Genomic DNA, 25669 nt, shown 5'->3' on the forward strand with positions numbered 1-25669 from the left:
GCGATTACGTTTATAATCTGCTGAAGTTTCAGTTTTCAGGAATTTTTAAAACCATAAGTGTAATATCGTCCTCCGGATCCTTACCGCCCGTCCAGGTTTCTGCCAAATGGTTTACTTGTTGAATAATATCTGCCGAACTAAAATCAACCGAATTGAGAAGCACCTGCTCAATTTTTTCCATACCTAAAATATCCCTGTCTTGATTAAAGAGCTCCATCAATCCATCACTCATTAACAGGAGTACGTCTCCCCGATCCAATTGCAACTCTTTGGTCTGGTACGGAAAGTTTACGTTTCCTCCTAAAGGCAATCCCTTCAAGACTATTTGCTCTACACTGTTACTCTTTCTTGAATAGTACAGCACCGGTGGCATTCCGGCTATCGTAATTTGCACTCGGTTGCCCTGACATTTTGCAAGAATAAACCCCATGTACATCAAGTGCATATTCAGGTTTCTCAATCCGGAAGAGATTCGCTTTAGCATTGTGCACAAATCTACTTCGTGAACTAAAGTATGGAAATAGCTTTTAGCGGCGGCCACCATTATTCCTGCTTTTAAGCCATGACCCGTTGCATCTCCCAAAGCCAATACGATGGAGCCGTCCTGTTCCGTGCTGTAATCGTAATAATCGCCTCCCACTTCGGTTGCTGTGTCCATGTAAACTGCCAAATCATAACCATTTACCGACGGCATCTTTTTGGGAAGCATAGATAGCTGAAGGGCGCGTGCTTCTTCCAGCTCCGTAGTTTTTCTTCTGTTCTCTGCCTCCAGCAATCTTCTTTCAATTTCTCGTTCTTTGCCAATTCGTTCTTGTTCCAACGCACGATCAGATAGCTCTTGAACCTCAACCAGCTTTTGTTGTAAATTTTTTCGAGTGACTGCAAAATCTCTCGACAGAAATATGGACATCGATAAAATCAATAGTCCGGAGCCGGTCATATTAATGATTCTCACATCACCGCTTATAAATTGAAAATTAATCAATAAGCTGGTGATTAAGCCAAGTACGAAAAAGAGCATTCCCGCACCGATAATCCATGCTCCTTCTTTTCTTGATCGGTACATCAGATAAAGTGTTCGCAAAAGCTCGGCCACAAATATCAGAATGATAAGCTCCCTTATCCAGACCAAGTCAGCCGGGTAGAAGTAAACAAATGATGCTGCTAATAATCCGGCTATGAGGACCAGGTTTGCATAAACGCTTTTCTGTTTTTCGTTAATGCTGTACATGAGCCTTACCGCAAATGCCAGCACTATAATTTCGAAGAATAGAGCAAACCTTAAAAAGGATATCGTTGCAATAGTGAAGCTTGCAAGCTCAAGCCTGTAGAGAAAATACGTTATGAGCAGCAAACCGCCGGCAAAAAGTGAAAAATAGAGATTGCGTTTTTCCCTGGGATAGAAAATGAAAAGCAACAGGTGAATGACCGCAAATGTGAGAAGTACACCCGCATAAAACATACTGATACCGGTCCAGTTGCTTATGTATGAAAGAACCTGATCTTGATGCGTTTTCCAATCTGCAAGCAGAAAACGGAAACCGTTATTTCCAAAAATACGGGTCGATTCAACATTGTTTGGATTAATGAAACGTACCGCAAGCGACTGAACAGTGGTGTCCGGAAACACAATAACCGGCAATTCATTTCCGCTGTATGGCTCAACACGGTCCGGGTTTGTGGAAAAACGGCCAAGTTCATAAACCTTTTCTCCATTCAGATAAATTTCCGAAGCCCCAAGATGTCGGTCGATGACAAGAGCAAGCGGCTTTCCGGCCAGTTCCCCACTCACCCGCAACTTTTTCCGGAACCAGCCAATCCCTTCCCAGTCAACAAATGACAGGTCAGCTACTGTTAAGTTTGTACTGATCACACTCCAGTCGCTGTCATCAAAATCAGGATTTGCCCACTCCGTATTGTCTCCGGACATGAACTTCCATCGATCGCTGATGTAGATTATCTGATCACTGCCGGTCATACTCTCTCCGGATAGTTCTTCAACATCTAAATCATCAAACTGGAAGAATGTCTCCTGTCCTGCAGCAGTTTGTATAGAAAGACAGATCCACAGTAGACTAACGATCAAATATTTTACTTTTATTCTCTCCACCCTTCTATTGTTGAGTTTCACGAACCCGAATGGAACCGGCAACTGTTTTTAGATTGACCGGTATTCCGCCTTCTCTGATTTGAACAGTTGCGTCGCGGAATCCAATATCTTTTGTGATTTCCTCACCTGTCAGTTCATCAAAATTAAAACTGAGGCCGCGGGCATCAATTTCATATCCGGCTAATTTTGGTAGTTGCAGATCAATATTTCCTGTACTGGTTTCAAGATAAACGCCAACCGAAACCTCATTGAAATCGGATTGAATATTTCCGCTTGTAGTAGCAGCAACCAAGGTGCCTGATAAGGCTGTAGTTGTGATATTCCCGGTTGTTGTACGAAGCCTGACTTCACCTTTGCTCTGATCAGTCATAATATCTCCGCTCACTGTCTTGGCAAAAATATTACCGTTTAAGTTATCCAGTAAAATATTCCCTGCCGTTGAAATTACACGCACTTCTCCGGTCAAATTTTTTATTTCTAAATCTCCTGCATGATTTTGGATATAGTGCTGCCCCTCTACCCCATCTGCATAAATTTCCCCGCTAATGGTTCTAAGATTTAATGAGGCTTTAGCCGGGACCTGAACGATGAATGTAAATTTCACATCACCTGATGAGTATTGCGTGCTGCCTGATCGCCGATCCTCTACTGAAGCAATGACCGTATTTCCCTGTTTTTGAATGATAATTCTAAAATTATCCAGATTTCGGGTTCCCGACCAAAGGGAAAATTCTCTCTTAACAAAAAGATCAACTTGAACACCCTCTATTTCCGGATTTTGAACAACTTCGATATCACCGGAAATTGTATTGATATTAATTGTAGGATTGCCTGCTACCCTGAAAAACTCAGATCGATAAGGATCGCTCTGCAGGGATGACTCTTTGTCGGTTTGAACCACAGACATTACGGTCTGCGCATTACCGTTTATAGCGATGGTTGACATCGCTAAAAGCAAGACAAGGAGCAATCGGTTACCTGTGGATGAAATGAAGTTTTTGATCATCATTTTACACTCTTAACTGTTAATACCTGAGCTTCTCTACGGAAAGATCTGACAGGGGTTTCAGCTAAAACAATGTTTTAAAAATATTGATCATAAATTGAATATGATCGGACAGCTCTTTATCGATCAATTCTGCACCTTTGTTTATATCCTCTCTTGGAACATTTTCAGCAAATTTCTTGTCTTTCAGCTTCTTTCGAACAGATTTCACCTTCATATCCGAAAATCCGTTTGGCCGCATTAAAGAAACTGCATTCATAAATCCCGAAAGTTCATCACATGCAAACAGATAGCGTTCTATCTCTGATTCAGGTTCTTTTCCAGTTCTTTCCGGTGCATGAGCTTTTATGGCAGAAATCACATCCTCAGGATAACCGGCTTCGGGTAAAATTTCCTCCACCGCTTTATTGGGATGTTCATCCGGATATTTTTCCCAGTCGAGATCGTGCAACAGCCCGGCCGTCCACCATTTATCAATCTCATTTTGAGATTTGTCTAAATGCCTTGCATACCCTTCCATTGCCATCGCCACCATATGGGAATGATGGCGTAAATTATCGTTCTCGATAAATTTTTCCAGAAGCTGTTGTGATTTTTCTCTTGAAGGCATCATAGATTCAGTTCTCCTTTTACTTCCAGGGCAATTTTCCGATTGTATTCGAAAGCAAAGTTTTTATAATTGATCATATCAACAATGGTACCGATGAAGCAGAGTCCCGCTGTAAGAATGTACAGTATTCCCATCCCGATATGGCCGACAAAAAATCGATGAATTCCTGCAACTCCAAAGAATCCGATCAAGGCAAGTATTAATAATAATATTGGATCCTTACGACGCGCCTCGTAGACTCGTACAAAGGTCTCAATTTTGTCCTCAGGCATATCGTTGAGCAGCCTGTTTATATACTGCATTTCATCACCTTCGAGCTCAGGCATATGTTCAAATACTTTCATTTGTCTATTTTTTCTTTATTGATATTGAAGTTTCGATGGAAAATGGAAATTATGCGTCCTGTAATAATCAAAATGGCGGCAATACCTGCAGGATGAGAATAAAGGGAGGCTTTAAAATCTCCTCTAAAGGCATGAGAAACAGATCTTCCCAGCCCTTCTCCCGGACAGTAAGAAAATCCTAGTCTTTCAATCGGGCACAGTGTCTGAGCTTGACTCAGCGGATCCATAAATGCAAGCAGGATGAGCCCTGTTGCAAGTGCCAACCACTCAAAATGTAAAAAAAATAGTTTTTTGAACGATCCGAAAAGATTCATACTTATTTTACTGATACTTTATTCGCAGACAATTATTTAAGCTTACATATTTAAAAGTTTACATGAAAACCATATATCGCTACGTAATTCTCTCTTTTTTGTTACCCATTACATTTTTAATCGGCCTGGCAACGTCAGCTAGTGCACAGCAGGTGCCTGATTCTCTAAAAGTTGATCTGGACGAAATTGTAGTAGAGTCAACCTATTCAAAAATTTCGATCGGGCGTGCACCACTCTCGGTTAGCTATAAGCTCCGAAATCCACACGAAATTGCTTCCAGGCCCGCAGCTACAATGGATGAACTTACTTTCACATTGCCCGGTTTGTTCATCAGCAACCGCGAAAACTACGCTTTAGGCGAAAGATTAACGATTCGCGGGCTGGGGTGGCGTTCTCAGTTTGGAGTGCGTGGAATACAGGTAATCATGGACGATATTCCGCTAACGGTTGCCGATGGACAGACCATCATGAGTATGATCGATCCGGCTATGGTAAACAGGATTGAGCTGTTGAGGGGACCATCCGCTACTTTTTGGGGAAACTCCAGCGGTGGCGTACTCCATCTATCAACTAAACCTCGGGTAGATGCCCCAAAAGTTCAGTATAGAGGATACGGTGGCTCATTCAATACCATCAAGCAAGAATTACGGCTGAATACCACGCTCGGCGACGCACGGGTATATGGATACGGAACCTACTTTGAAACCGACGGTTTTCGTGATCATAGTGCTGCAAGACTATATCGAGCAGGATTAAATTACGAGCGGCAAGTTGGGATTAGAAGCAGAATGCTAGTGAGAACAGCCTTCACATCCATGCCAAAAGCTCAACACCCGGGCTCACTGACCCGCGAAGATGCCACTGATAATCCAACTTCTGCAACACCCAGTTTTGTAAACAGCTCTTCGGGTAAGACATTTGACCAGGGAATGGTTTCTGCTTCATATATTCAGGAACTGAAAAAAGGGATATGGGATATTACAGCCCATGCCGTTTACAGAGATGTGGACAATCCGCTTCCATTTGGGTACATAGGACTTGACCGTGTTGCCGGTGGCACCCGATCTACGTACGAATTTACCACGCTTCCGTTTGATCTCAACATCGGAGCCGAAGTAAAATTCCAGCAGGATGACAGGCTGGAAACGGATAACATCAATGGGGAAAGAGGCGGCGATATTGAAGTGCAACAAACAGAAACGGTTACTAACGGTGCGCTTTTTGGTCAATTGACTATTCCTCTTTCAAACAGATTAACAGCCAGCACAGGTTTGAGAGCTGATTGGCTAAATTTTGAAGCAGATGACGAAATCGGAGTAGAACAGGAAGGTTCCAGAACTTTCTTTTCGTTAAATCCCAGTGCCGGACTCGCATACACTTTTGACAGTGCAAGATGGTTTTTCAATTTCAGCACAAGTTTTGAATCGCCAACCACAACAGAACTCGTTAACCGGCCGGAAGGAGGAAACGGATTTAATCAAAATGTTGATCCCGAAAGAACCATCGGACTTGAATCAGGAATTCAAGGCAATGTTGATCGATTTGATTACGAGCTAACGCTTTTTGCAATGCAGGTGGAAGATCTCTTATTCCCTTTCCAAACGGAACAGGATGGGCCTACATATTTCAGAAATGAAGGGAATACTCGCCACTATGGAGTTGAATCAACAGTCGGTTTACGAATCCATCAGGATCTGCAATTTAACGGGATGTTTACGCTTTTAAGCGCAAAATTTAACTCCGGAAATTTGGAAGACAATGACATTCCCGGTGTGCCTCCCATCAGGTTCGGCTCTGTTCTCACATATACTCCCGGACAACACAGTTTAAGTATCGACAGCGAGTGGGTTGGAAGCTACTACACGAATAATCAAAATAGTGCTGAAAACGACTCCTACGCTCTGCTTAACTTCCGTTGGTCAGCAAGTGTAAATCAGTTTTTTGAGAATGTATCCATTCGGCCATTTTTGTCGATTCAAAACATATTGAATACCCGATATAACACATCTGTAGCCATCAACGGTTTTGGCGGACGATTCTTTGAACCGGGAGCAGACAGAAACTTCAATGTCGGCATACAGATAAATTTCCTTTGATTTACCAGAACTCTGGATGGGAGCTTCATCCCCCGGGTTCGCTAAACGGTGAACCTATGATCCCGGATAAATAACCCATATAATCTTGAAATAACGTTAGTTCGAGATAAAGATGCCTCAAATGATGCAATACGTCACATTGAGCGAAATTTTGAGGGTATTTTTTTTTCCTGAAATGAAGTCGAAATGTGTTTTCGACTTCGTTCCGACCAAAAAAACGGTCGAAACTGCGCTCAAACTGACGATTACCCTTAAAATTATATCGAACTCACGTTAATCTATTTCATTAAGGTTATAAAGTACCTGCCTCTACCCTCCTCCAAAATGAATGACTACAGCTTAAATTCTTATCTCAAATCTCCATTTTTAAGACCTTTGCAACCCCAAGTAAACAGTTTATTTCATTATCAGAATAGCCGGATTCAATGCTGTATCATTAGAACTATTAAACGCTAACCTCATAATGCACTCGTTCTGGCCCTAACTGTATGATTTGCTATAGTATATTTTAATAATCATGGTAATTTTTAGCGGATCATTTATCTTTTTTGTAACAAAATGAATGTACGTACCTCTTGAGTACAGGTAAGATGAATTTTAATTTTGCGACCATGTTAAAGCACCTATTTCTTATTCTCGTCCTTGCAGGATCCTACTATCTTTGGGATCAAAGACCCATTAAACACGGAGTTGGTGTAACAGCTCCGGATGCTCCTGTTGTTGAAAGAGGTTTTCAACTCGCTGAGCACAGTAAAAAACATTACACATTACAACCAAAATTCAGGTTGAATACAACCGCAAGGGTTATTTCAAATGAAAGATATTGGTTTGATGAAAAATCTGAACTTGCACCGGTCGATTTTGTTTTAGGATGGGGAGATCTCTCTGACGAGCGGGTTTTAGATCAGGTAAAAACTCCGATTAGCCGAAGAGATTTTAAAATTGATGTAATTCGGCCGCCAATGACTTTCAGCGAAATTCGAGAAAAACTTCTCTATATGCATGCAATTCCGGCAAACGAATCCGTAGAGGATCAACTAAAGTCGATCAAAACCGGTCATATTATATCTATAGAAGGTTATATAGTTGATGTTTATGATCGAGCTGATGTTCTCTGGACATCTTCTCGACAGGGAAAAAACGCCAAATTAGACAATTCACAATACGTTCTTGTAGAATCTTTGGATGTTCTTGATTAACACTTTTATAAAGTTTATTGCTAAATAGGTTCTAACAAACTATTTTAGCAAACGAAACAAGTTTATAACCTCCCAAGGTTATGGGCTGAATTAAATTTACAATGGGAACTAAGTTGGGATTCTATTATGGAAAATCGTGAAGTTGGAACTGTTAAATGGTTTCATAATGGCAAAGGTTACGGGTTTATCACGAGAGAAGGTGGTGAAGACGTATTTGTACACTATTCAGAAATTCAGACAGACGGTTTTAAAAAACTAGCTGAAGGTCAAAAAGTTGAATTTACTATTGCTGAAGGAGATAAAGGTCTTCAAGCTAAAGAAGTAATTGAACTTGCGTAATACCTGAAAGGCACCTACGCAGGTGCCTTTTTCATTCTATTCTTTCCTCAATAAATGCAGTGGCTTAAACAAATTGTAGTCGACATTCTGGCAACATTGGTCATTGCACTTGTTGTTTTCTTCGACTCCTCCCCTGTATTGGAATATGTTATTTATATCTATACGGGCTTATTGGTTTTGGCAAGATCTTTCACACTGTTTAGTCAAAACTTCAGGGCTATTACTAAAAAAAAGGTTGCTGAAGCTCCTGTTTGGGTCTACCACCTGTTGTATTTTCTAAATACAGCAATTTTGATTTTCGGAGGGTATTACATTGTCTCAGTTGGTTGGGCATTTATTTGGTTTGTTGCCGCTTACGTACATAAAAGCCAAAATTTATAATTGCAGGTTTTCATATGTACTTAAAAAAATCTCTTACCGGGATTACTCTTCTCTTATTCATTTTCATCGTTCTGTCAGTCCAATCCACTACTGCTCAAACAGATCAGTCTGATTCCGTATTTCAGCCGTCTTTCTCAGTATCCGGCTCCTATGCCCCTTTTTCATTTCAAGCTTGGGGAAAAATGCTCAATTCAAGACACCTTTTTTTAAAGCTTGGTTATTCACATTCAGAACATGAAATTTTCTCCGTGCGAACTCAACTCAGTTCTGAGCTGATAGTAACCGGCTGGTTAAAGTTTCCGATAGACGGCAGAAATGGAGACAGAGAGTCCCTCTACGGTTTTGGTATGATACCCCTGATAGCTACCATGCCACTGCAAAAAGGGAGCAATTACCCTTTTCTAACCAGCTCTCTTGGTTTTATTGTCACGCAACATCACTTTCCAACTAGAAACGGTGCCAGGTTTAATTTTCTTCTGGGCACAGGAGCAGGGTACCATTTCAAGACAGGGAGTGAAAACTCTTTTCAGATAGGCTATAAAATTCATCATTTATCAAATGGCTACATGGCAACGGAGAATCCCGGGATAGACTCCATTATGCTCTTTGTAAATTTTTCTTTCAACCCATAGGTAATTCAAATACCGTTAATGAGTGTTCATTTTTACAAAGACTTAAAAAGTACTGACAACTTTAAAACCCTTGCCGATCCCGGACTCTACACACAACTACCGGATGATTGGTGCCTTGCTGTTTCAGATGTCAGAGATTCTACCAATCAAATAAAAGATGGCCGCTACAAGGATGTCAACTTAATTGGCGCTTCAATAATAGCTGCAATTTGCAATTCAGTAAAAGAAACCGAACTACCCTTTTCTTTTGGCGGAGATGGTGCAGTTATTGCATTTCCCGGTAAATATCGGAAACAAGCTGAACGAATCTCAAAAGGTTGCCGCAAGCACGCCAGAGAGAACTTCAATCTGAATTTAGCCGCCGGTGTAATCCCGGTATCTGAACTTTATGAAGCAGGACACAATGTTCTATTGGCAAAATTTCAAACCTCAGAACACGTTTCCCAAGCCTCATTTATGGGTGATGGTGTTTTAATTGCTGAAGAGTGGGTTAAAGAGAAATCTGAAGCTGATACGGATTTTTCTAACTCTTCTGAAATCGATTTATCCGGCCTGGAGTGTCGCTGGAATCCATTTCCTGCGGATGAACTGGCTATTTCCTTGATTATTGACGTGGCCGAAGCTCCAATTGAAGATCAGTTCGATATCTATCAATCTGTGCTTGAAGGGATTTATCAGATATTTGATGATCGTACATCCTCCCCCGTTAAAGAAAAAGAGATGGAGCTTACATTTCGGTTGAAAAATTTATGGGCTGAATCCAAGCTTAGAAGTAAAGGTGGTCATATCAACCGGCTCGGCTACTTTTTAAAACTTATCTTTTTACAGCTGACGGGCTACATTTTTATGAATTATGATATTTCCACCAATAAAACGGATTGGGGCGATTATAAACCCGATTTTATTAAAAATTCTGATTATCGAAAATTCAGCCAAAGCCTGAAAATGATCATTACAGGAAGTCCAAAAATGAAGGATAAGCTGTCTTATTTTTTGGAAAGCTACTTCCGCGAAGGAAAACTTGTGTACGGAATTCATGTAACTGACTCTACTGTTACGACATGTTTTGTAAGGGAGTATCAAAGAAATCATATCCATTTTATAGACGGAACCGGAGGCGGCTACACAAAAGCATCCGTTGGTTTTAAAAGACGGCTTAAGGAGCTTTCTGAAATGCAGCTTAGCACTGTTTCAGAGTAGTATTGAGTTATTTTTTTTCATGTATTTGAGTTATGAGTTTGCTATAGAATGTCCCCCTTTGAAGGGCGCAACGAGGGATGAAAAGTAGTAGATTCAAAGCTAAATGATAAATTTTCTAGCTAAATATTAGTCTATCATGTCATCCCCCTCGGCTCTCATGAGCCTCTTCCCCCCTTCTAAGGGGGATCTTTTTGCATTAGTTCCTAATCTCGAACTGACGTTTTTTTTACAGAATGAAATTGAGTTTTCATGCGTTATTAATGGCATGAAAACACTAATGACTATTTTACAATTCTCCCTGTTATTTACACTCATCTCCTGTACCCAAAGCAATGGACAGAGCGAAGCAAATCAACAAGAAGAACTCGGTGCACACAGCCATATTGAACATTTGACCTATTCTATTGCCATGTCTGATACAACGTATGATGAAAAAATCACGCGCACAGAAGAAGAATGGAAAGAACTCTTAAGCTCCGGCGAATACAGAGTTTTGCGCAATAAAGGAACAGAAATGCCGTGGGTTAATGAGTATAATAGCCTGTACGATGTAGGTGTTTATATTTGCAAAGGGTGTGGACAACCTCTCTTCAGCTCCGAAACCAAATATAATAGCAGAAGCGGCTGGCCAAGCTACTGGGCTCCGATAAGTGAAGACGCCGTAGAAGAACGGGAAGATAACAGCATGTTTATGACTCGCACAGAGATTGTCTGCAGCAGGTGTGAATCTCATATAGGTCACGTATTTGAAGACGGACCCGATCCCACCGGTCTTAGATACTGCATGAACTCTGCAGCAATGAAATTTCTGCCTAAAGACGAATAATCGTTCGGCCCTAAACCTTCTGTAATTTGTAACCAAAGAGTAATTTTCCCGTATATTTTGGGGTGTTTGTTTAATTTATAACCTAACTTCATCTCATGTCTGATACGGGCAACTCACATAAAGCTACATCTATACACAAGGCTGAATTCGATCCAATTCTTAAAAAATATGTCTACTATGGAACAGCACTTGCACTTTTTGCTTCGATAGTAGGTATAGTAGTTCTGCCTTTCTGGCTCATCCTGGGTAAAATCTATATTGACAGATATTTCGACAATCTCTACTGCGAATTAACGACAAGAGCCCTTCATTTTAAAAAAGGGATATGGTTTCAAATCGAGCGGTCTATCCCACTTGATAAAATTCAGGATCTCACATTTCACGAGGGACCTATTCTGCGTTGGCTGGGACTTAGTAAACTGGTGGTTGAAACTGCCGGACAAAGTGCACAGGGAATGTCTGATATGTCATTGACCGGGATTATCAATGCCCGTAAGTTCCGGGAAATGGTTATGGATCAGCGGGATAATATCACAGACCGCAGCCACTATACTGCACCTTCTACTGATCAAAGCAGCTCATCACTGAACGATTTAGCTCCGATTTTAACGGAAATACATAAAACACTGCAAAGTATCGACAGGAAACTCGATAAACGCTGACCAATATTTTGTTCAATCAGCTTTTCCATTTCCAGCTTCCAAAACCTCTATGTAACCGGATATATAGTTTAAAGTGAGTTCGATATAAGAAAACTGATGATAAATTTAACCATTTCTCAGCTTTCGAATCAGTCATTCCACGATACAGTTTGAATCCGGTTATCAAAAAAAAAGAGTGAGGAATAATATTTGCAATAGAAACGCCTCTACCTAGTTTAGAGATATAAATTTTGCATTCTGTTCGGCGTAATAATATCCCAGTTTTACACCCCAAACTGACGCTTGGGGCTATTATCTGAACGCTCTTGCTGAGCTCAGAACTATTGATTTAGCATTTTGGCTTTCGAAACATGAGAACTATCGGAATAAGTTAGGCTCAATTTAGAAAACACTCACTAACACTCTAAGAAATTGAAGGTTAACATTATCGGCAATCAACTCTGAAAGAGCGGCCGATCATAGCCCTGGGTGAAGCATAGCGAAACCCGGGGTATCAGTCCGCGCAAAAATCTCCGTCGAATTAAGGGTGTTGCCTGAAAAGAAAAGCAGTATAGAGGCGATCCACTCAAGGCTAATTTAATGTAAGTTCGATATAAGAATTTGCAATAGAGTGCCCCCCTTCAAAGGGGAGACTTTTTGGCGTCAGTTCATTTTCTCGAAACGACGTTAATTTAACATGGTCTTTTTGGCGATTTTTCTGTTATAAATCTTGAAGAGTACAATGGCAATTCCCCATTGAAGCAGTACGGTGGCAACAGAAAATGGGCTCAATGGATTATACCATGTATCCGGTGCAAAACTTGTCGCACTCAGATAGATCCACCATGTCAGCAAACTGATTACTTCTACCGGAATTACATAGCGAACAATAAACGACCACCATTTTCCGAGTTTGAACCGGCTGTGCTCGTTGTTGACCAGCTCAGCTCTGAATTTATCGGTACCAAACTTCATTACCGCAAAGGAGATCAAACCGCCGGAAGCCATCAAACCAATCCCCCAAACAAAATCCTGATTTGCAAAAACATCAAGCGAAATAGCTGATGGAAGTCCGAAAACAAACCCTGCACTGCAAACCGCCATCGTGGCTTTTGTCCGGGTAACTCCCATATCCACAAACACCTTGGTAGCCAGCTCAATCATAGAAATAAGAGAGCTAAACGCTGCAAACGTTAACCCAAGGAAAAATATGATGGCAAAAAACTTGCCTCCTGCCATCACCTCAAAAAGCTGAGGCATCCACATAAATGTCAAACCGGTTGATGCCGGACCTGAATCACGCATGATATCCAGCACCTGACTATCGGTCAAGTCCCCACCCAACGTACCGAAAACAGTAGAAAAGATAATGATAGCAGCCGTTAGGGAAACCAGGTTGTTCCCTATACCGGTTTGGAAGGCACTGATTGCTATATCATCCTTCATACGCATGTAGGCTCCATAGGTAAGAATAAGTCCCCAGGCGGCCCCTGTATCCCATGCGTTTTGTGTGAGAGCTTCAAGCCAAATTCTCGGCTCTTTCAGTGTAGCCCAATCCGGAGTGAACAGATATTTAATACCTGCACCACTTCCTTCCAGGGTAAGTGCTTTTATCAGTGAAATAACGAGGACAAGCAGCAGCGAAGGAATCAGGATTTTATTCATTCGTTCAATGCTTTTCACACCCTTCAAAATCACCAAGCCACCCAGCCCGATCATTATCGCGTGAAAAACCGAGGGCATTATAGATGCCTGAAAACCCTCCCAGACCATATTCGCTTCATCAACATTTTGAGGTAGAGGAGCTATAATGGATTCTACAAGGTAGTATAGAGACCATCCCGCTACTACACTATAGTAGAACATGATAGCCGTGGCCACAAAAGCGACAAAAGCACCGAGCCAGGCAAATTTTTCACCGGCCATTTTCATGTATGACCCGATGACTCCTTTGCGTCCGTTCCGGCCAATACCGTACTCTGCAATAATTAATGGAATAGACCAGATAAACAGAAAGATTGCCCAGGCAACTAAGAAAGCACCTGCGCCCGTTTCTCCGCCATTTTCTGCAGCGATACGGGGAAAACGCCAGATATTACCGGTGCCAACCGCAATTCCGAGCACACTGAGAATGAGTCCCCATTTTGTTGCAAATCGTTCTTTACCTGTATCTGTATCTGCCATTATGTGATTTTTTATGGTTTATTGTAGGCTTGATCTTTATTGGATCTCCCAAAGGATTCAAAAAAATTCAATAACATTGCCCATCAAGTCTAATTCCTAAAATTTATATTTTCACGTCTGTTGATAACCATTTTTACCGTTTATGGCAAGAATATTTTAGGTTCAACTTCGTATAAACTGTTGCGTGTGTTTTTGAATACGAGTTACCTATGATCATTCACATGCAATTCTGAACTGTACTCTTTTTTTCATTGTGCATTCAGACTGCGATTCGGTATCTTTTTCACTTCCATTTTATGGGTTAGTGACTTTAATTTATTCACTATCGGCAATCTTTTTTTGAAAATAACTGGTCAGACTGTCTGCCTTAATGCATTAAATTGAAACATTCTTCGACTCTATGAATTTATCATCAATTTTTGCTGAGCACCGATTACGTAATCGGTTTTTTGCATTCATCAGTTTTCTATACGCATTTGTCATTTATACGCTCTCAGTAGCTCCTACTACTTCTTTTTGGGATCCTGCTGAATATATAGCCACCTCACACACACTTCAGATTGCCCACCCGCCGGGGTCTCCTTTCTTTGCAATTTTTGCAAGGGTTGTATCCATGTTTATTCCGGCTGATTACGTTGCACTAAGTATCAATATGATTAGTGTAACAACATCAGCACTCACAGTTATGCTGCTCTATCTGATTGTTGTTCATCTGATTGAGGAGTGGCGTGGCGTTGCCGATGATATGAGCCTGAGTGATCAGATTGGCCTATACGGCGGCGGACTTTTTGCAGCGTTTACGTTTACCGTTACTCACACCCAATGGTTCAACGCCGTGGAAGCCGAGATGTACGCCTCATCAATGTTTTTCACCGCTTTAGTAGTATGGATGGCACTGCGATGGTCGGCTAACCACGATCAGCCCTATTCCGAAAGATGGTTAATTCTTATCGCCTATATGTTCGGAATAGGAATTGGAGTTCACTTGCTCAATCTTCTGGCACTCTTTTTCGTGGCATTGATTATCTATTTCAAAAAACGAACATTTACAATTCCTTCCTTTTTAGCCATGGGTGGAATTACAGTTGCCGGATTTCTTGCCATCTATCCGGTAACAATTATTCACATGCCTAATGTTGCAGGTCGAATCGGAAATGTAACGTATGGCCTGATCGGACCTATGACATTCATCATCCTGGTTATTGCAGCTGTTGCATTCGGAATTTATTACACGCAGAAAAAAGGATATCGAATTGCCAACATGGTGCTCGTTGCCTACTCTATGATAATCATCGGATACTCGAGTTATGCACTGATCATGATTCGCTCGCAGGCTGAACCTCCAATCGATCAAAATGATCCTTCTGAAGTACAGGCATTCGTAAACTATCTGAATCGGGATCAATATGGTGCCGCCCCACTTTTGAGTGGAAATACCTACGATAACCGAACACAGAGTATTGACCGGTCTACAGAAACACTATTTCCCCGCCGACACTCCAGCATGCCTCAGCATTTAGATTACTACGGTAACTTCAACTCAGATTTGGCTTATTTCTGGCAGTATCAAGTCAATCACATGTATCTGCGCTATCTAAACTGGAATTACATCGGGCGAGAGGCCGATATTCAGGATACAGGCTGGTATGCCGGCTTTACCGAAACTCGCCATCACGATAATCCTGCAAACACGCCCTACTTTTACCTGCCGTTTTTGTTTGGACTGTTCGGTATCTTATATCATTTCAAAAATGACTGGAAACGGGCATTATCCGTTACCGCTCTATTTTTACTCACAGGATTAGCAATTATATTCTACCTCAATCAGACACCCTTCGAGCCCCGGGAGCGAGATTATGCATACGTAGGATCGTTTTTTGCCTACGCGATATGGGTTGGTATCGGTCTGACGGGAATCATGGAATTAGTGAAACAGTTTGTGGGCAACAATAAAGCCGTCTCTTACGGAGTCATTGCCTTATCATTTGTTGCGGTTCCCTTTTGGATGCTCTATCAAAACTGGGAGAGTCACGACCGCAGCGACAGATATGTGCCCAGGGATTACGCGTATAATTTACTTAACTCCGTTGAAGAGAATGCTATCCTGTTCACCAACGGAGATAACGACACCTTTCCGCTCTGGTACCTGCAAGAGGTTGAGGGGATTCGAACGGACGTACGTGTTGTGAATCTGAGCTTATTAAATACGGAGTGGTATATCAAACAGCTCCGGGACAGATCAACACACGAGGCTCTACCGCTTCCAATTAGTCTTACCGACGAGGAAATTGACCAAATGACGTCACAGCTTGAGCTTCACAATCCTCGGGAAATTGTGATACCCGTTGATAAAGAGCTATTAAGCGCAGTCTTTGAGGCAGATGCTCAACAGATTGAAGCCGATCCGGAACGTTTCTGGCAAACTGTATCAACTGAAGCTGAAGTTGATCAGGCACAAATTAACCAGATGCTTATGGCAACTCCCTATTCCCTTCCGGTTGAGGAATTGGATGACGAGGTACGTTTTTATCTGGAAGGCAGACCCGCGGGTCGCGATCAGCAGGGCAACATGAGATATTATTTGCAAACTCAAGATCGAATAATCTTAGAATTGCTGCGTCAAAATCAGTGGGTTAGACCCATATACTTTGCCAATACAGTGTCCAGATCCGGCTTGTTAAATCTGGAACCCTACTTTCAGTTCGAAGGTAAAGCTTTTCGTGTGATGCCAAAAAGAAGGCAGGTTGGTGCTTTTGGTCATGTAGATCCTGAAGTACATGCAGACCGATTGGGACAATTTCAGTTTAACAAATGGGATTCCCCGGATGTCTATTTTGATGAAAACATTCGCAGAATGCTTGGCAATTACCGGTATGGATTTACACAGTTAGCCGATGCTTATCTGGAAAGAAACGATAAAGAAAGCGCCGCATACTGGCTCAAATACGGCGAGGATAAGATTCCATTTCGAGAAATTGAAAATGACTGGACAGTTGCTGCTCTCTACGCATTCCGCTATATGCGAGTGGACGAAGAAGAGCGGGCCAACGAGTTGGCAGAGTTTATTCAGGAAAGACTGATGCACGATCTCAGATACGATATGAGAGATCTCGACAGAGTGGAAATCCGCGTAGGCAACATAGAGGAAGAGATACAGCGTGCCCGTGCGCAAGCCAATACCGACAAAGCTCAATCGCTCAACAGGGAACTTCAAAGTCTGACACAACAACGCAATAATGTTATTGAAGATGTTAGTTTTACCGTAAGCAGGCTCTCAATCCTTCAAAATATCTATTTTGAAACTGATCGAACTGAAAAGGCTGAAGAGCTTTCCATTGAGGTAAATATCATGACGGAAGGACGTTTGCCAATACCTGAAAATATTGAGGAAAGCCGAGAGCAGATCGAGCGTTTTGGACTGGAAATCTAATTTAGATCAAAATAAACCACGTATTTAATCTTAGGCAACCAGATTGTATATTGATGGAAGCCAACGAAGACATATTGCTGAATTATGATCCACGAGTTTACAAAAGATAACATAACATCCATCGGTGAAATCCTGAACGCAAAGCCCAAACCCTTGGGCGATGATGTTTTCAGGTTTGAGGTGATCAATAAGGAAGCCGGAAATAAACTGGCTCTCGAAATTCACCTCGGACTTCAGGTTGATGACCAACACATGAACATGGTCTCTGTCTACTCCGGCAGTACTTTTCTGCAGCTTCACAACTGTACGGCATTTATTGCAAGTGATATCCTGAAACAGGTTACCTTTTTTGGTAAAAACGGATCCAATACCACCGGCCTGATCATAGAGGAGAGCGCCGGATGCAGTTTATATGCTAATGTAAACGAAGCTGTTCTGAAAGGTGATTTCACCAAACTTCCTGAAGATCTGATGATGTGCGGAGTTGCCATGTCTCTTACCGATACCGCCGATCTGGATAACTTCTCCTTTGATGATGACGAACTTTCCTGACATCCCGACTGAGCCTGAGAATAAGCTTATTATCAATAATGAGTCGGGGGAAAGTGTGCCTGTTGAAGAGCAGGAACTCCTGAAACTGATAGAAATTACTGAAAAAAACGAGGATGTTCGTTTCAAGGAGATTGAGCTGGTTTACGTTGATGAAGATGAAATCGTACGAATCAACCATGAATTCCTCGATCGGGATTACATAACCGATATCATCACTTTCAGATATGATGAAGATGATCAGGCCATAGAGGGAACACTCTACTGCTGTGCTCCGCGTATATCCGAGCAAAGTGTAGAGTTTAACGATGATCCGAAAACAGAGTTTCTTCGCGTTTTCGTACACGGCTTGATTCATCTGGCGGGTCACGACGATCAAACACCCAAAGAGAAAAAGCAGATGACCGATCTTGAGGATCAATACCTGAATGCTCTCAAACAGTCGATGTGAGTGCCGATTCCACCTATACCCTCCTGATTGTTGAATCTCCGGTCATTGCCCGAATTATTCAGAGAAATGCACCCTCTTCCGTCTTCGTAATATCCACAAACGGCTACGCTTGGAAACCGGTTTACGATGCCGAGAAACACCAATTAAAAGCGATGGCTGATCCTGATCAGATAGGCTTTCGAAAGGAGCTGAAGCAGCAGGCAAGCTGGGCGGGAAATATCATTATTGCTACAGACCCTGATCCTTCCGGCGATTTCATTGCATGGTCAGTACACAAGTTTTTAAAGGATCCATCCGTCAAGCGCTCCTACATTCAGCATCTTGGCAAGCGAGGCATACAGCGACTGATTAGCACTGCAGAGGTGATGAAGCCCAATTTAATGGAGCAGAGACTTAAGAACCGATCTTTGATTCGCCATCAATGGAAACAGAGCGGAAACCGCCCCTCCATGGAGATTGCCGCACTCGCCTCTGTCTTTTCTGATCACTTTCCATTCCGGAATTTTAGAGATCAGTCAGGCAGACTCTGGAGATCAAACCGGCCGATTCGCTGTAATCCGGATGAGTGGATCCCATTAAAGGATCAGATCAATGAATCGGAATATCACACGCCCGAACCACTGTCTACTTTTGATCTGCTTCAGTTGGCAGTTGAAAAAGATCTCTACTCCTCCCTTGAAAACGCTCAGGAGACTCTACAGCAGCTATTTACTCATACACTCGATTTCAACCAAAACTCTCTGATCAGCTATCCGAGAACCGCAGCCAATTCCTTTTTTAGTGAGACCTGGAGTGAGCTTCAAAATCAATTTTATAAAGGTCAGACCGAGCATGAATTCAAACCTGTGTTCATCCGGAATATTGCAGGAAGTGATGTTGCCCATGAGAGTATCTACCCGCTAGATCTGGCGCTTACGCCCGAAAAAGTATCCGGTGAACTTCTAAGCACACTGCGTGATCTCTACAAACTTATTCACGATCAGACATTAAAAGCTGTCTCTGTACCGAAGGAGACATTTAATGCCTACCAATCTCCTTTTCATCCCGATATTAATTTTTACTGTCCGGACTCAGATTCTGATTCTCCGTCAGCCGAACTGATGCCGGTCCGCACCATTGCAGAAACGGGCTCTATTTTGAATTCACTGGGAGTTCAGTCGCCATCATCTTTTGGTAAAGGTATGGATCGGCGGCAGGATAAAAATTATCTGCACATTGAAGGACGCTTTGTAACACCCGGTAAGTATCTTACCCCATACCTAAACAAGGGCCCTTTATATGCCGAGGAAATTGGTAAATTAAATAGCCTTTCAGAAAGTCCTGACTTAACTTCTGAAACTATCCATGCGACTCTTTCGTGAAAGCAGAGTAAAGCACACTACCCTTTTTTGAATAGTTAAATGACTATGAGTACACAAAATAATCATGACGTGGACGGTGTGAAATCGGATCAAGAAAAGAAGGATCTGAAGTCGATTCTATCAAGGCATATTACGCTTGAGTTTCCAGACTCAGAACAGGAAGACTCACCGGAACCTCCCAAGATAAACCGTCCGGTTAAGCTGCTCCTTTTTCTGAAACCCATTCCTTACCTGCTCGTTCTGCTGTTTGGATTCTCCTTTTATTGGGACTTTCCGAACCACGAAATCAGCTTATTTGGAAATCAGTTTGCACTCACCGGACTGCTTCGAATTGTGAGCGTGAGCGGTATGATCGGATTCCTGACAAACTGGATCGCCATTACGATGCTGTTTCGCCCTCTTAAGCGTCGGCCACTGCTTGGGCAGGGCTTGATCCCGGCACAGAAGGATCGCATCGCCTGGAGGCTATCCACGGCCGTATCTGAAGATCTGATCAACCCTGAGTTAATCAAATCAAAAATTGAAGAATCCAATGTAATTCAAAACTACCGATCCCAGCTTCAGGATGGACTGCTTACATCGGTCGGAAAAGAATCATTTCGAGAGGAGTTCAAAGAGTGGATTGTAGATTATGTTCACTCCGTAGTTCATGATGAATCGTTTCGGGAGCGCGTCAGTTTTTACCTGGCCAAAGAGATTGATACCGGCCTGAAAGAAAAACCGATTGAGAGAACAGCCCTGAAAACTTACACACTTCTTAAAGGCCAGTCCCTGCAAAAATTGATTGAAGAATCCGTCGTGGATCTGCCAATAACGGTGGAGAGAAATTTCGGTTTTGTAGATGAATTTTTTGATGAGCTTCCGGACAAAATGGATGAAGTTTCGGAAGAGCTGGACAACCTCATAACAGAGATGATTTTCAAGCTGATAAACCGCCTCGACATACAAAAATTTGTGGAAGAAAATCTGCAACAATATGATGAGATAAAGCTCGAACGAATGATCAAAAACGCGACCAACGAACAGCTCAAAACCATTCAGTATTTAGGAGCCGTTTTAGGGCTTGTTGGAGGCTTTGTGATATGGGAACCGGTGCTCAGCCTAACTTTTTTAACCCTTTTTGGAGCCACTGTCTTTCTGGCAGACCGTGCACTTTACCAATAAAATCTGCTATTAAAATAATTCTACTGTAAATATTTTACTGTACTGTTGTGCAGTAAGTTATATCATTTCATATAGTTTATTTCGAATTGTCAAGAAACTCCATTTATCTGATTTCAGATTTTAATTTTCACTCCTGACCGGATATGCCACTTAAATTATTAAGGTGAGTTTGAAACTGAGAGATAATACACCGAATTTCACCTAAAAATCGAGCGTTTCCTTTTGATCACTCTTCAAATAATCATACAAAAAAAGGGAGCCGGTTAATCCAACTCCCTCACAATTTTCTAACTCTAAATGTACCCCGTTTCTCACGTACTTTTTTAAACTCTACTCTACAATTTTCTTTACAAAATTGGGCAGTGCGAAAGACCCAAAGTGAACCTCTTCGTTGTAATAGTTGAGTGACTTCAAGAGCTCCGGGTTAGACCGGATTCGCTTGGTCACTTCAGAGCTCAAGGGGTCCTCCCCTTTGGTGGCACAAGCCATCGACCACATGCCCGCCGGGTAGAGCGGAATGTAGCTGAGATACATCTTGGAAACGTCGAACAATTCGTCCAGTGCTGTGAACACTTTTCTCATACTCGGGTAGTACGACTCCACCCACGGGCTCTCTGTTTGAGCCGTCAACACTCCGTCATCGGTCAGGGCATCCAGGCAGTATTGATAAAAATCTTTTTCGAACAATCCTTCCGCCGGTCCTACCGGATCCGAGCCGTCAATGATAATCACATCGTACGGATCCTTCACATTTTTTACGAATGCGATGCCGTCTTCATAGAGAACATTCAGCTTTGGGTTATCGAAATCACCTACACCCGGAAAATGAAGCATAGAAGCCTCAACAACGGTTTCGTCGATCTCTACCATGTCTACGTGCTCCACGGAGCTGTGCTTCAATACCTCACGGGCTGTGCCGCCATCCCCACCGCCGATGATCAATACTCTCTTGGGATTTGGATGCGTGAACATTGCCACGTGGGAAATCATCTCATGATAAACAAACTCATCCCGTTCACTCAGCATCACCATTCCGTCGATGGTCATCAGATTTCCCCAGGTATCGGTTTCATACACCTCCACCAGCTGATATTCCGATTGTTTTGCAAAAAGGAGCTTTCTTCAGGCCTATCGTCAGGCCGGTCTGCTCATTGTAGTACTCGTTATATTGTAAAGGCATTATTTCCAGGTTTCAAGATTCAGGTTGCAGGTTTTCCCGAATACTCGGGACTGCCAAAAGCACGCAGCAAGTCTCAAGACTCACATCTCAAGACTCAAGACTATTTATACCAAAGAACAGCAGCGGCAAAAACAGATCCACATCGCTCTACTTTGTGCTCAATTCCGAGAGATTTGATCTCTTTCAGTTTTCGGTTACGATACTCAAAGCCGTCCACAACCATCTGGCGAACAATCTCTTCTACATTTGTCAACGGAGCGTGATCTTCGAATTCCATAATCACTCCCGGCTCACGGTCGTCTTCAGGAATGCCAACTGCAATGGATGCTGAGATGAGCTGTCCCGGCGTTGTGCTGTCAATTGTAGCGTAGGCAAGCGGAATTAATCCGCCTCTGGGAAGTGTAATTTCGCGGACATCAACCTGCTCGGCTGCCGGCGGTAAAATGCTGCTCATTCGCATCAGATTAGTATCCCCTACGCCTGCGTTTAGCAGGGCTTTATCAAATGCATTTAATCGGGTACGGCCTTCGCTGGCTCCTTTTACGAGCGTGTAGATGTTTGGTGTTTTTACCATCATAACAATAAAGGGTAATTTTTTAAAAATTTGATATTATTGTGCTTAAATAGCTACTGAAAGAAATGACATTTGATTAATCAGGCGAGAAAACCAGCGATTACCGATGAAATAGTTTTAGGCCGAAATCTTTTATCCCTAAAATACCTTATCGCAATCAAGTAAAGTACCGTACTGGCATCTCGCTTCTCACAACTCGCCAATGAATTAGTTAGGCTGTAAATTTTGATCGGGCTTAAAGAGCAGCTTTTGCCCTTCCGGCATACGGAACATTCCTCTCTTCATTTCCATACTGGAGACATTCTTAGACTCAAAGTACTCTTTCAGGTGCTCTTGAATTACCCAGGGATCAATGGTGTCACCACAGGTAAATATATCAACGGCGCAATAGTTATACTCGGGCCAGGTATGAATTGCCACGTGGGATTCGGCAATTACAACCACACCGCTTACACCGTATGGACTGAACTTGTGAAAATTGTGGGAGATTATTGTCGCTTTTGATGCTTTTGTTGCTTGAATGAGAGAGTTTTCAATATAAGTGACGTCGTTTATTTTTGATTCGTCACAATCGTAAAACTCAACCAGAATTTGTCTGCCAAGTGCTTCCATATCACCGTGTAAGTTAAATTGTTAAAAGCTATGTTTTAGATAAATAATGTTTGACAAAGTGTCGTTTTTTCCTGTCCATAAGGGTCAGTGGTTTTTTATTCTTTCAGGTTCAATGTTTGACCATCAGTAAACAAATAAATTACACATAATTTTGCCATTAATGATAGCCCCATCAAAAAAAATTAATCAAAAAAAAGCGATCCAAATCTATAAGGATCTTTTGCTTCCCCGTCTTATCGAAGAACGAATGCTCACCCTGCTTCGACAAAATAAAATCAGCAAGTGGTTTTCCGGAATTGGACAGGAAGCCATCAGTGTCGGGTCAACGCTCAGCCTCAAAGATGACGACTATATTTTACCCATGCACCGGAACCTCGGTGTCTTTACCACGAGAGGCATTCCGCTCTATACTCTTTTTACACAACTATTTGGAAAGCGAGATGGTTTCACCGGCGGACATGACCGCTCATTCCACTTTGGAACAACCGAACACCGGATATTTGGCATGATCTCTCATCTTGGATCAACCATGCCGGTTGCCGATGGAATAGCTTTAGCAGCTAAATTGAGAAACCAAAATCGTGTTGCACTCAGTTTTTGCGGTGACGGAGCAACCAGCGAGGGCGATTTTCACGAAGCGCTAAACCTGGCTGCCGTCTGGAAGCTGCCGGTTATCTTTATGATCGAAAATAACGGCTATGGCCTCTCCACTCCAAGTTCGGAGCAGTTTGCCTGTGAGAACATCGCCGATCGAGCCGTTGGATATGGAATGGAAAGCATGATCATTGACGGGAATGACTTTTTTGAAGTTCAGGAAGCGGTTTCAAAAGCCCGGAAGATGGCTACCTCCGGCAAACCTGTACTTATCGAAGCTAAAACGTTTAGAATGCGAGGTCATGAAGAGGCTTCCGGCACCTTTTACGTACCGGATTTACTTTTTGAAAAGTGGTCTGAGAGAGATCCAATTAAACGGTATGAGGAGTGGATGCTAAATGAAAACAAGCTCTCTTATGATGAGATGATATCTATTCGTAAGGAGTTGAAATCATCATTCAAAGATGATCTGGAGCGTGCACTTGAGGCCGAAGAACCCGCGTTTGATGAACAGAATGAATTAGAGCGAGCCGGACTTAAACCTCAGCCTCAGCCCAAAAGTAACGGGCAGAAGCATGAATCATCAGAGAAGCGAATCATTGATGCCGTTCACCTGGCTCAAAAGCAGGCCTTTACCGAAGATGATACTTTTGTGATGCTGGGACAAGATATCGCCGAGTATGGCGGGGTTTTTAAAGCTTCGGAAGGATTTGTGGATCTGTTTGGAAAAGAGAGAATTCGCAACACCCCCATTATTGAATCGGGTGCGATCGGTGCGGCCATTGGTCTGGCAGTGGAGGGATTTAAACCGGTCGTTGAAATGCAGTTTGCTGACTTTATATCGTGCGGTTACAATCAGGTAGTAAACAACCTTTCCAAGGGACGATATCGATGGATGCCTAATTTGAACGTAACCATTCGCGCTCCGCATGGAGGCGGTGTAGGCGCCGGACCGTTTCATTCCCAATGTAACGAAAACTGGTTCATGCAATTGCCGGGTTTGCGGGTGCTGGTGCCATCCAACGTAGAAGATGCTCAAAACATGCTCTACACGGCACTTTATGATGAAAATCCGGTTCTCTTTTTTGAACACAAGAAACTGTATCGAAGCATTAAAGAGATCACTCCCGACCACTGCTCGTTTACTGATTTAGAGAAGGCAGCTGTCCTTCGCGAAGGGAAAGATGCCACTATTGTCACATTCGGATACGGTGTAGTTTGGGCAAGGGAGATTGCCAATGAGTATGAAAAGCAGGGTGTCAGTCTTGAGATTGTAGATTTACGCTCACTTGCCCCTATCGATTGGAAAACAGTGATTGATTCAGTAAGAAAAACAGGCCGAGTACTGCTCCTTCAGGAAAACTCGGAGATTCTCGGTCCCATGAGCGAACTATCCGCAGGAATTACCGAAAAAGCTTTTGAACTGCTCGACGCGCCGGTCATACGATGTTCATCCCTGAACACGCCTGTGCCCTTCAACAAAAACCTGGAAACCGGGTACTTGGCAAATCACAGGTTGAAAGAACAGCTGGAGAAGCTGCTGAAATTTTAAGTTTGTTAACCCTCAACTGTCTTTCAAATGGAATTACCTCAAATCCAAACTACTGAAAAACTTACAACCGTGCTTACAACACAGGGATGTCTCGACTTCGTCCCAAAAGACGGGTCTGCGCTACCGGTAACAGATTAGGAAAAGCTTCTTACTGCGCATCGAACACCCCTCCCTCTCCTTCGCTAAAGCTTCAGAGAGTACTCCCCTCCCCGAGAAATGCACTCGGGGCCAGAAAAACACTGGCAGGGGAGATTTATTCTGTCACTGGTAGCGCAGGAAGAAAACGAAGAGACGACCGGAGTCGAGATATCTCCCGATTT

The 25669-nt window shown here is 42.6% G+C and carries 22 protein-coding genes and 1 pseudogene; 14 read left to right on the forward strand and 9 right to left on the reverse strand.

Annotated elements, in window-relative coordinates; translation table 11 throughout:
* Positions 1 to 28: 28 nt before the first annotated feature.
* The 5 genes from U5K35_RS14540 to U5K35_RS14560 form a co-directional block, all read right to left on the reverse strand.
* Entirely contained in the window at positions 29 to 2086 is a 2058-nt protein-coding gene (locus U5K35_RS14540) for a PP2C family protein-serine/threonine phosphatase (RefSeq protein ID WP_322572221.1), read from the reverse strand.
* 28 nt (positions 2087 to 2114) lie between these two features.
* A complete protein-coding gene (locus U5K35_RS14545) occupies positions 2115 to 3119 on the reverse strand; it encodes a DUF4097 family beta strand repeat-containing protein (RefSeq protein ID WP_322572222.1) in 1005 nt (334 codons plus the stop codon).
* A gap of 61 nt (positions 3120 to 3180) precedes the next feature.
* On the reverse strand, positions 3181 to 3729 hold the full coding sequence (locus tag U5K35_RS14550) for an HD domain-containing protein (protein WP_322572223.1): 549 nt from the start codon (positions 3727 to 3729) through the stop codon (positions 3181 to 3183).
* Positions 3726 to 4070 carry a TM2 domain-containing protein gene (locus U5K35_RS14555; protein WP_322572224.1) on the reverse strand — a complete coding sequence of 115 codons (345 nt, stop codon included), beginning with the start codon at positions 4068 to 4070 and terminating at the stop codon, positions 3726 to 3728. Before U5K35_RS14555 ends, U5K35_RS14550 begins: the two co-directional genes overlap by 4 nt.
* A complete protein-coding gene (locus U5K35_RS14560) occupies positions 4067 to 4384 on the reverse strand; it encodes a DUF2752 domain-containing protein (protein WP_322572225.1) in 318 nt (105 codons plus the stop codon). Before U5K35_RS14560 ends, U5K35_RS14555 begins: the two co-directional genes overlap by 4 nt.
* A 62-nt stretch (positions 4385 to 4446) precedes the next feature.
* Here U5K35_RS14560 and U5K35_RS14565 point away from each other — a divergent pair, with 62 nt between their 5' ends.
* From U5K35_RS14565 to U5K35_RS14600, 8 genes are all read left to right on the forward strand, one after another.
* Positions 4447 to 6480 carry a TonB-dependent receptor family protein gene (locus tag U5K35_RS14565; RefSeq protein ID WP_322572226.1) on the forward strand — a complete coding sequence of 678 codons (2034 nt, stop codon included), beginning with the start codon at positions 4447 to 4449 and terminating at the stop codon, positions 6478 to 6480.
* A gap of 611 nt (positions 6481 to 7091) precedes the next feature.
* Entirely contained in the window at positions 7092 to 7679 is a 588-nt protein-coding gene (locus U5K35_RS14570) for a hypothetical protein (protein ID WP_322572227.1), read from the forward strand.
* Positions 7680 to 7805: 126 nt separating this feature from the next.
* Positions 7806 to 8018: a cold-shock protein gene (locus tag U5K35_RS14575; protein ID WP_322572228.1), complete on the forward strand. Its 213-nt coding sequence runs from the start codon at positions 7806 to 7808 to the stop codon at positions 8016 to 8018.
* A gap of 54 nt (positions 8019 to 8072) precedes the next feature.
* Positions 8073 to 8399 (forward strand): hypothetical protein, encoded by a 327-nt coding sequence (locus U5K35_RS14580; RefSeq protein WP_322572229.1) that lies wholly within the window; start codon positions 8073 to 8075, stop codon positions 8397 to 8399.
* 14 nt (positions 8400 to 8413) lie between these two features.
* Positions 8414 to 9031: an acyloxyacyl hydrolase gene (locus U5K35_RS14585; RefSeq protein WP_322572230.1), complete on the forward strand. Its 618-nt coding sequence runs from the start codon at positions 8414 to 8416 to the stop codon at positions 9029 to 9031.
* An 18-nt stretch (positions 9032 to 9049) separates the two neighbouring features.
* Positions 9050 to 10231, forward strand: a complete 1182-nt coding sequence (locus U5K35_RS14590; protein ID WP_322572231.1) for a DUF3095 family protein — start codon at positions 9050 to 9052, stop codon at positions 10229 to 10231.
* A 277-nt stretch (positions 10232 to 10508) separates the two neighbouring features.
* Complete coding sequence (gene msrB / locus U5K35_RS14595; RefSeq protein WP_322572232.1) at positions 10509 to 11057, forward strand: peptide-methionine (R)-S-oxide reductase MsrB; 549 nt, start codon at positions 10509 to 10511, stop codon at positions 11055 to 11057.
* 95 nt (positions 11058 to 11152) lie between these two features.
* Positions 11153 to 11719, forward strand: coding sequence for a PH domain-containing protein (locus U5K35_RS14600; protein ID WP_322572233.1), 567 nt, complete (start codon positions 11153 to 11155; stop codon positions 11717 to 11719).
* A gap of 666 nt (positions 11720 to 12385) precedes the next feature.
* Here the strand turns inward: U5K35_RS14600 and U5K35_RS14605 are convergent.
* Positions 12386 to 13882, reverse strand: a complete 1497-nt coding sequence (locus tag U5K35_RS14605) for a sodium-dependent transporter (protein ID WP_322572234.1) — start codon at positions 13880 to 13882, stop codon at positions 12386 to 12388.
* Positions 13883 to 14282: 400 nt separating this feature from the next.
* On the opposite strand from U5K35_RS14605, the gene U5K35_RS14610 reads away from it, so the two are divergent.
* The 5 genes from U5K35_RS14610 to U5K35_RS14630 all read left to right on the forward strand — a co-directional run bounded on the left by U5K35_RS14610 (position 14283) and on the right by U5K35_RS14630 (position 20837).
* Positions 14283 to 17312 (forward strand): DUF2723 domain-containing protein, encoded by a 3030-nt coding sequence (locus U5K35_RS14610; protein WP_322572235.1) that lies wholly within the window; start codon positions 14283 to 14285, stop codon positions 17310 to 17312.
* An 84-nt stretch (positions 17313 to 17396) separates the two neighbouring features.
* Entirely contained in the window at positions 17397 to 17864 is a 468-nt protein-coding gene (locus tag U5K35_RS14615; RefSeq protein ID WP_322572236.1) for a hypothetical protein, read from the forward strand.
* On the forward strand, positions 17845 to 18312 hold the full coding sequence (gene ybeY, locus U5K35_RS14620) for an rRNA maturation RNase YbeY (protein ID WP_322572237.1): 468 nt from the start codon (positions 17845 to 17847) through the stop codon (positions 18310 to 18312). The genes U5K35_RS14615 and ybeY overlap by 20 nt, the downstream gene beginning before the upstream one ends.
* Positions 18309 to 19673 carry a DNA topoisomerase gene (locus U5K35_RS14625; RefSeq protein ID WP_322572238.1) on the forward strand — a complete coding sequence of 455 codons (1365 nt, stop codon included), beginning with the start codon at positions 18309 to 18311 and terminating at the stop codon, positions 19671 to 19673. Before ybeY ends, U5K35_RS14625 begins: the two co-directional genes overlap by 4 nt.
* Positions 19674 to 19718: 45 nt before the next feature.
* Positions 19719 to 20837 carry a DUF445 domain-containing protein gene (locus U5K35_RS14630; RefSeq protein ID WP_322572239.1) on the forward strand — a complete coding sequence of 373 codons (1119 nt, stop codon included), beginning with the start codon at positions 19719 to 19721 and terminating at the stop codon, positions 20835 to 20837.
* Between the two features lie 330 nt (positions 20838 to 21167).
* Here U5K35_RS14630 and speE read toward each other — a convergent pair.
* From speE to speD, 3 genes and pseudogenes are all read right to left on the reverse strand, one after another.
* Positions 21168 to 21944 (reverse strand): annotated as a pseudogene (gene speE, locus U5K35_RS14635) (polyamine aminopropyltransferase); the annotation flags it as partial.
* A gap of 173 nt (positions 21945 to 22117) precedes the next feature.
* Entirely contained in the window at positions 22118 to 22594 is a 477-nt protein-coding gene (locus U5K35_RS14640) for a pyruvoyl-dependent arginine decarboxylase (RefSeq protein WP_322572240.1), read from the reverse strand.
* A gap of 204 nt (positions 22595 to 22798) precedes the next feature.
* The gene (speD, locus tag U5K35_RS14645; protein ID WP_322572241.1) at positions 22799 to 23203 is read right to left on the reverse strand and encodes an adenosylmethionine decarboxylase; all 405 of its coding nucleotides are present in this window, start codon (positions 23201 to 23203) and stop codon (positions 22799 to 22801) included.
* A gap of 220 nt (positions 23204 to 23423) precedes the next feature.
* On the opposite strand from speD, the gene U5K35_RS14650 reads away from it, so the two are divergent.
* Complete coding sequence (locus U5K35_RS14650; protein ID WP_322572242.1) at positions 23424 to 25349, forward strand: alpha-ketoacid dehydrogenase subunit alpha/beta; 1926 nt, start codon at positions 23424 to 23426, stop codon at positions 25347 to 25349.
* The last annotated feature ends 320 nt before the right edge of the window (positions 25350 to 25669 follow it).

Source organism: Rhodohalobacter sp., from assembly GCF_034521535.1.
Taxonomy (GTDB): Bacteria; Bacteroidota; Rhodothermia; order Balneolales; family Balneolaceae; genus Rhodohalobacter.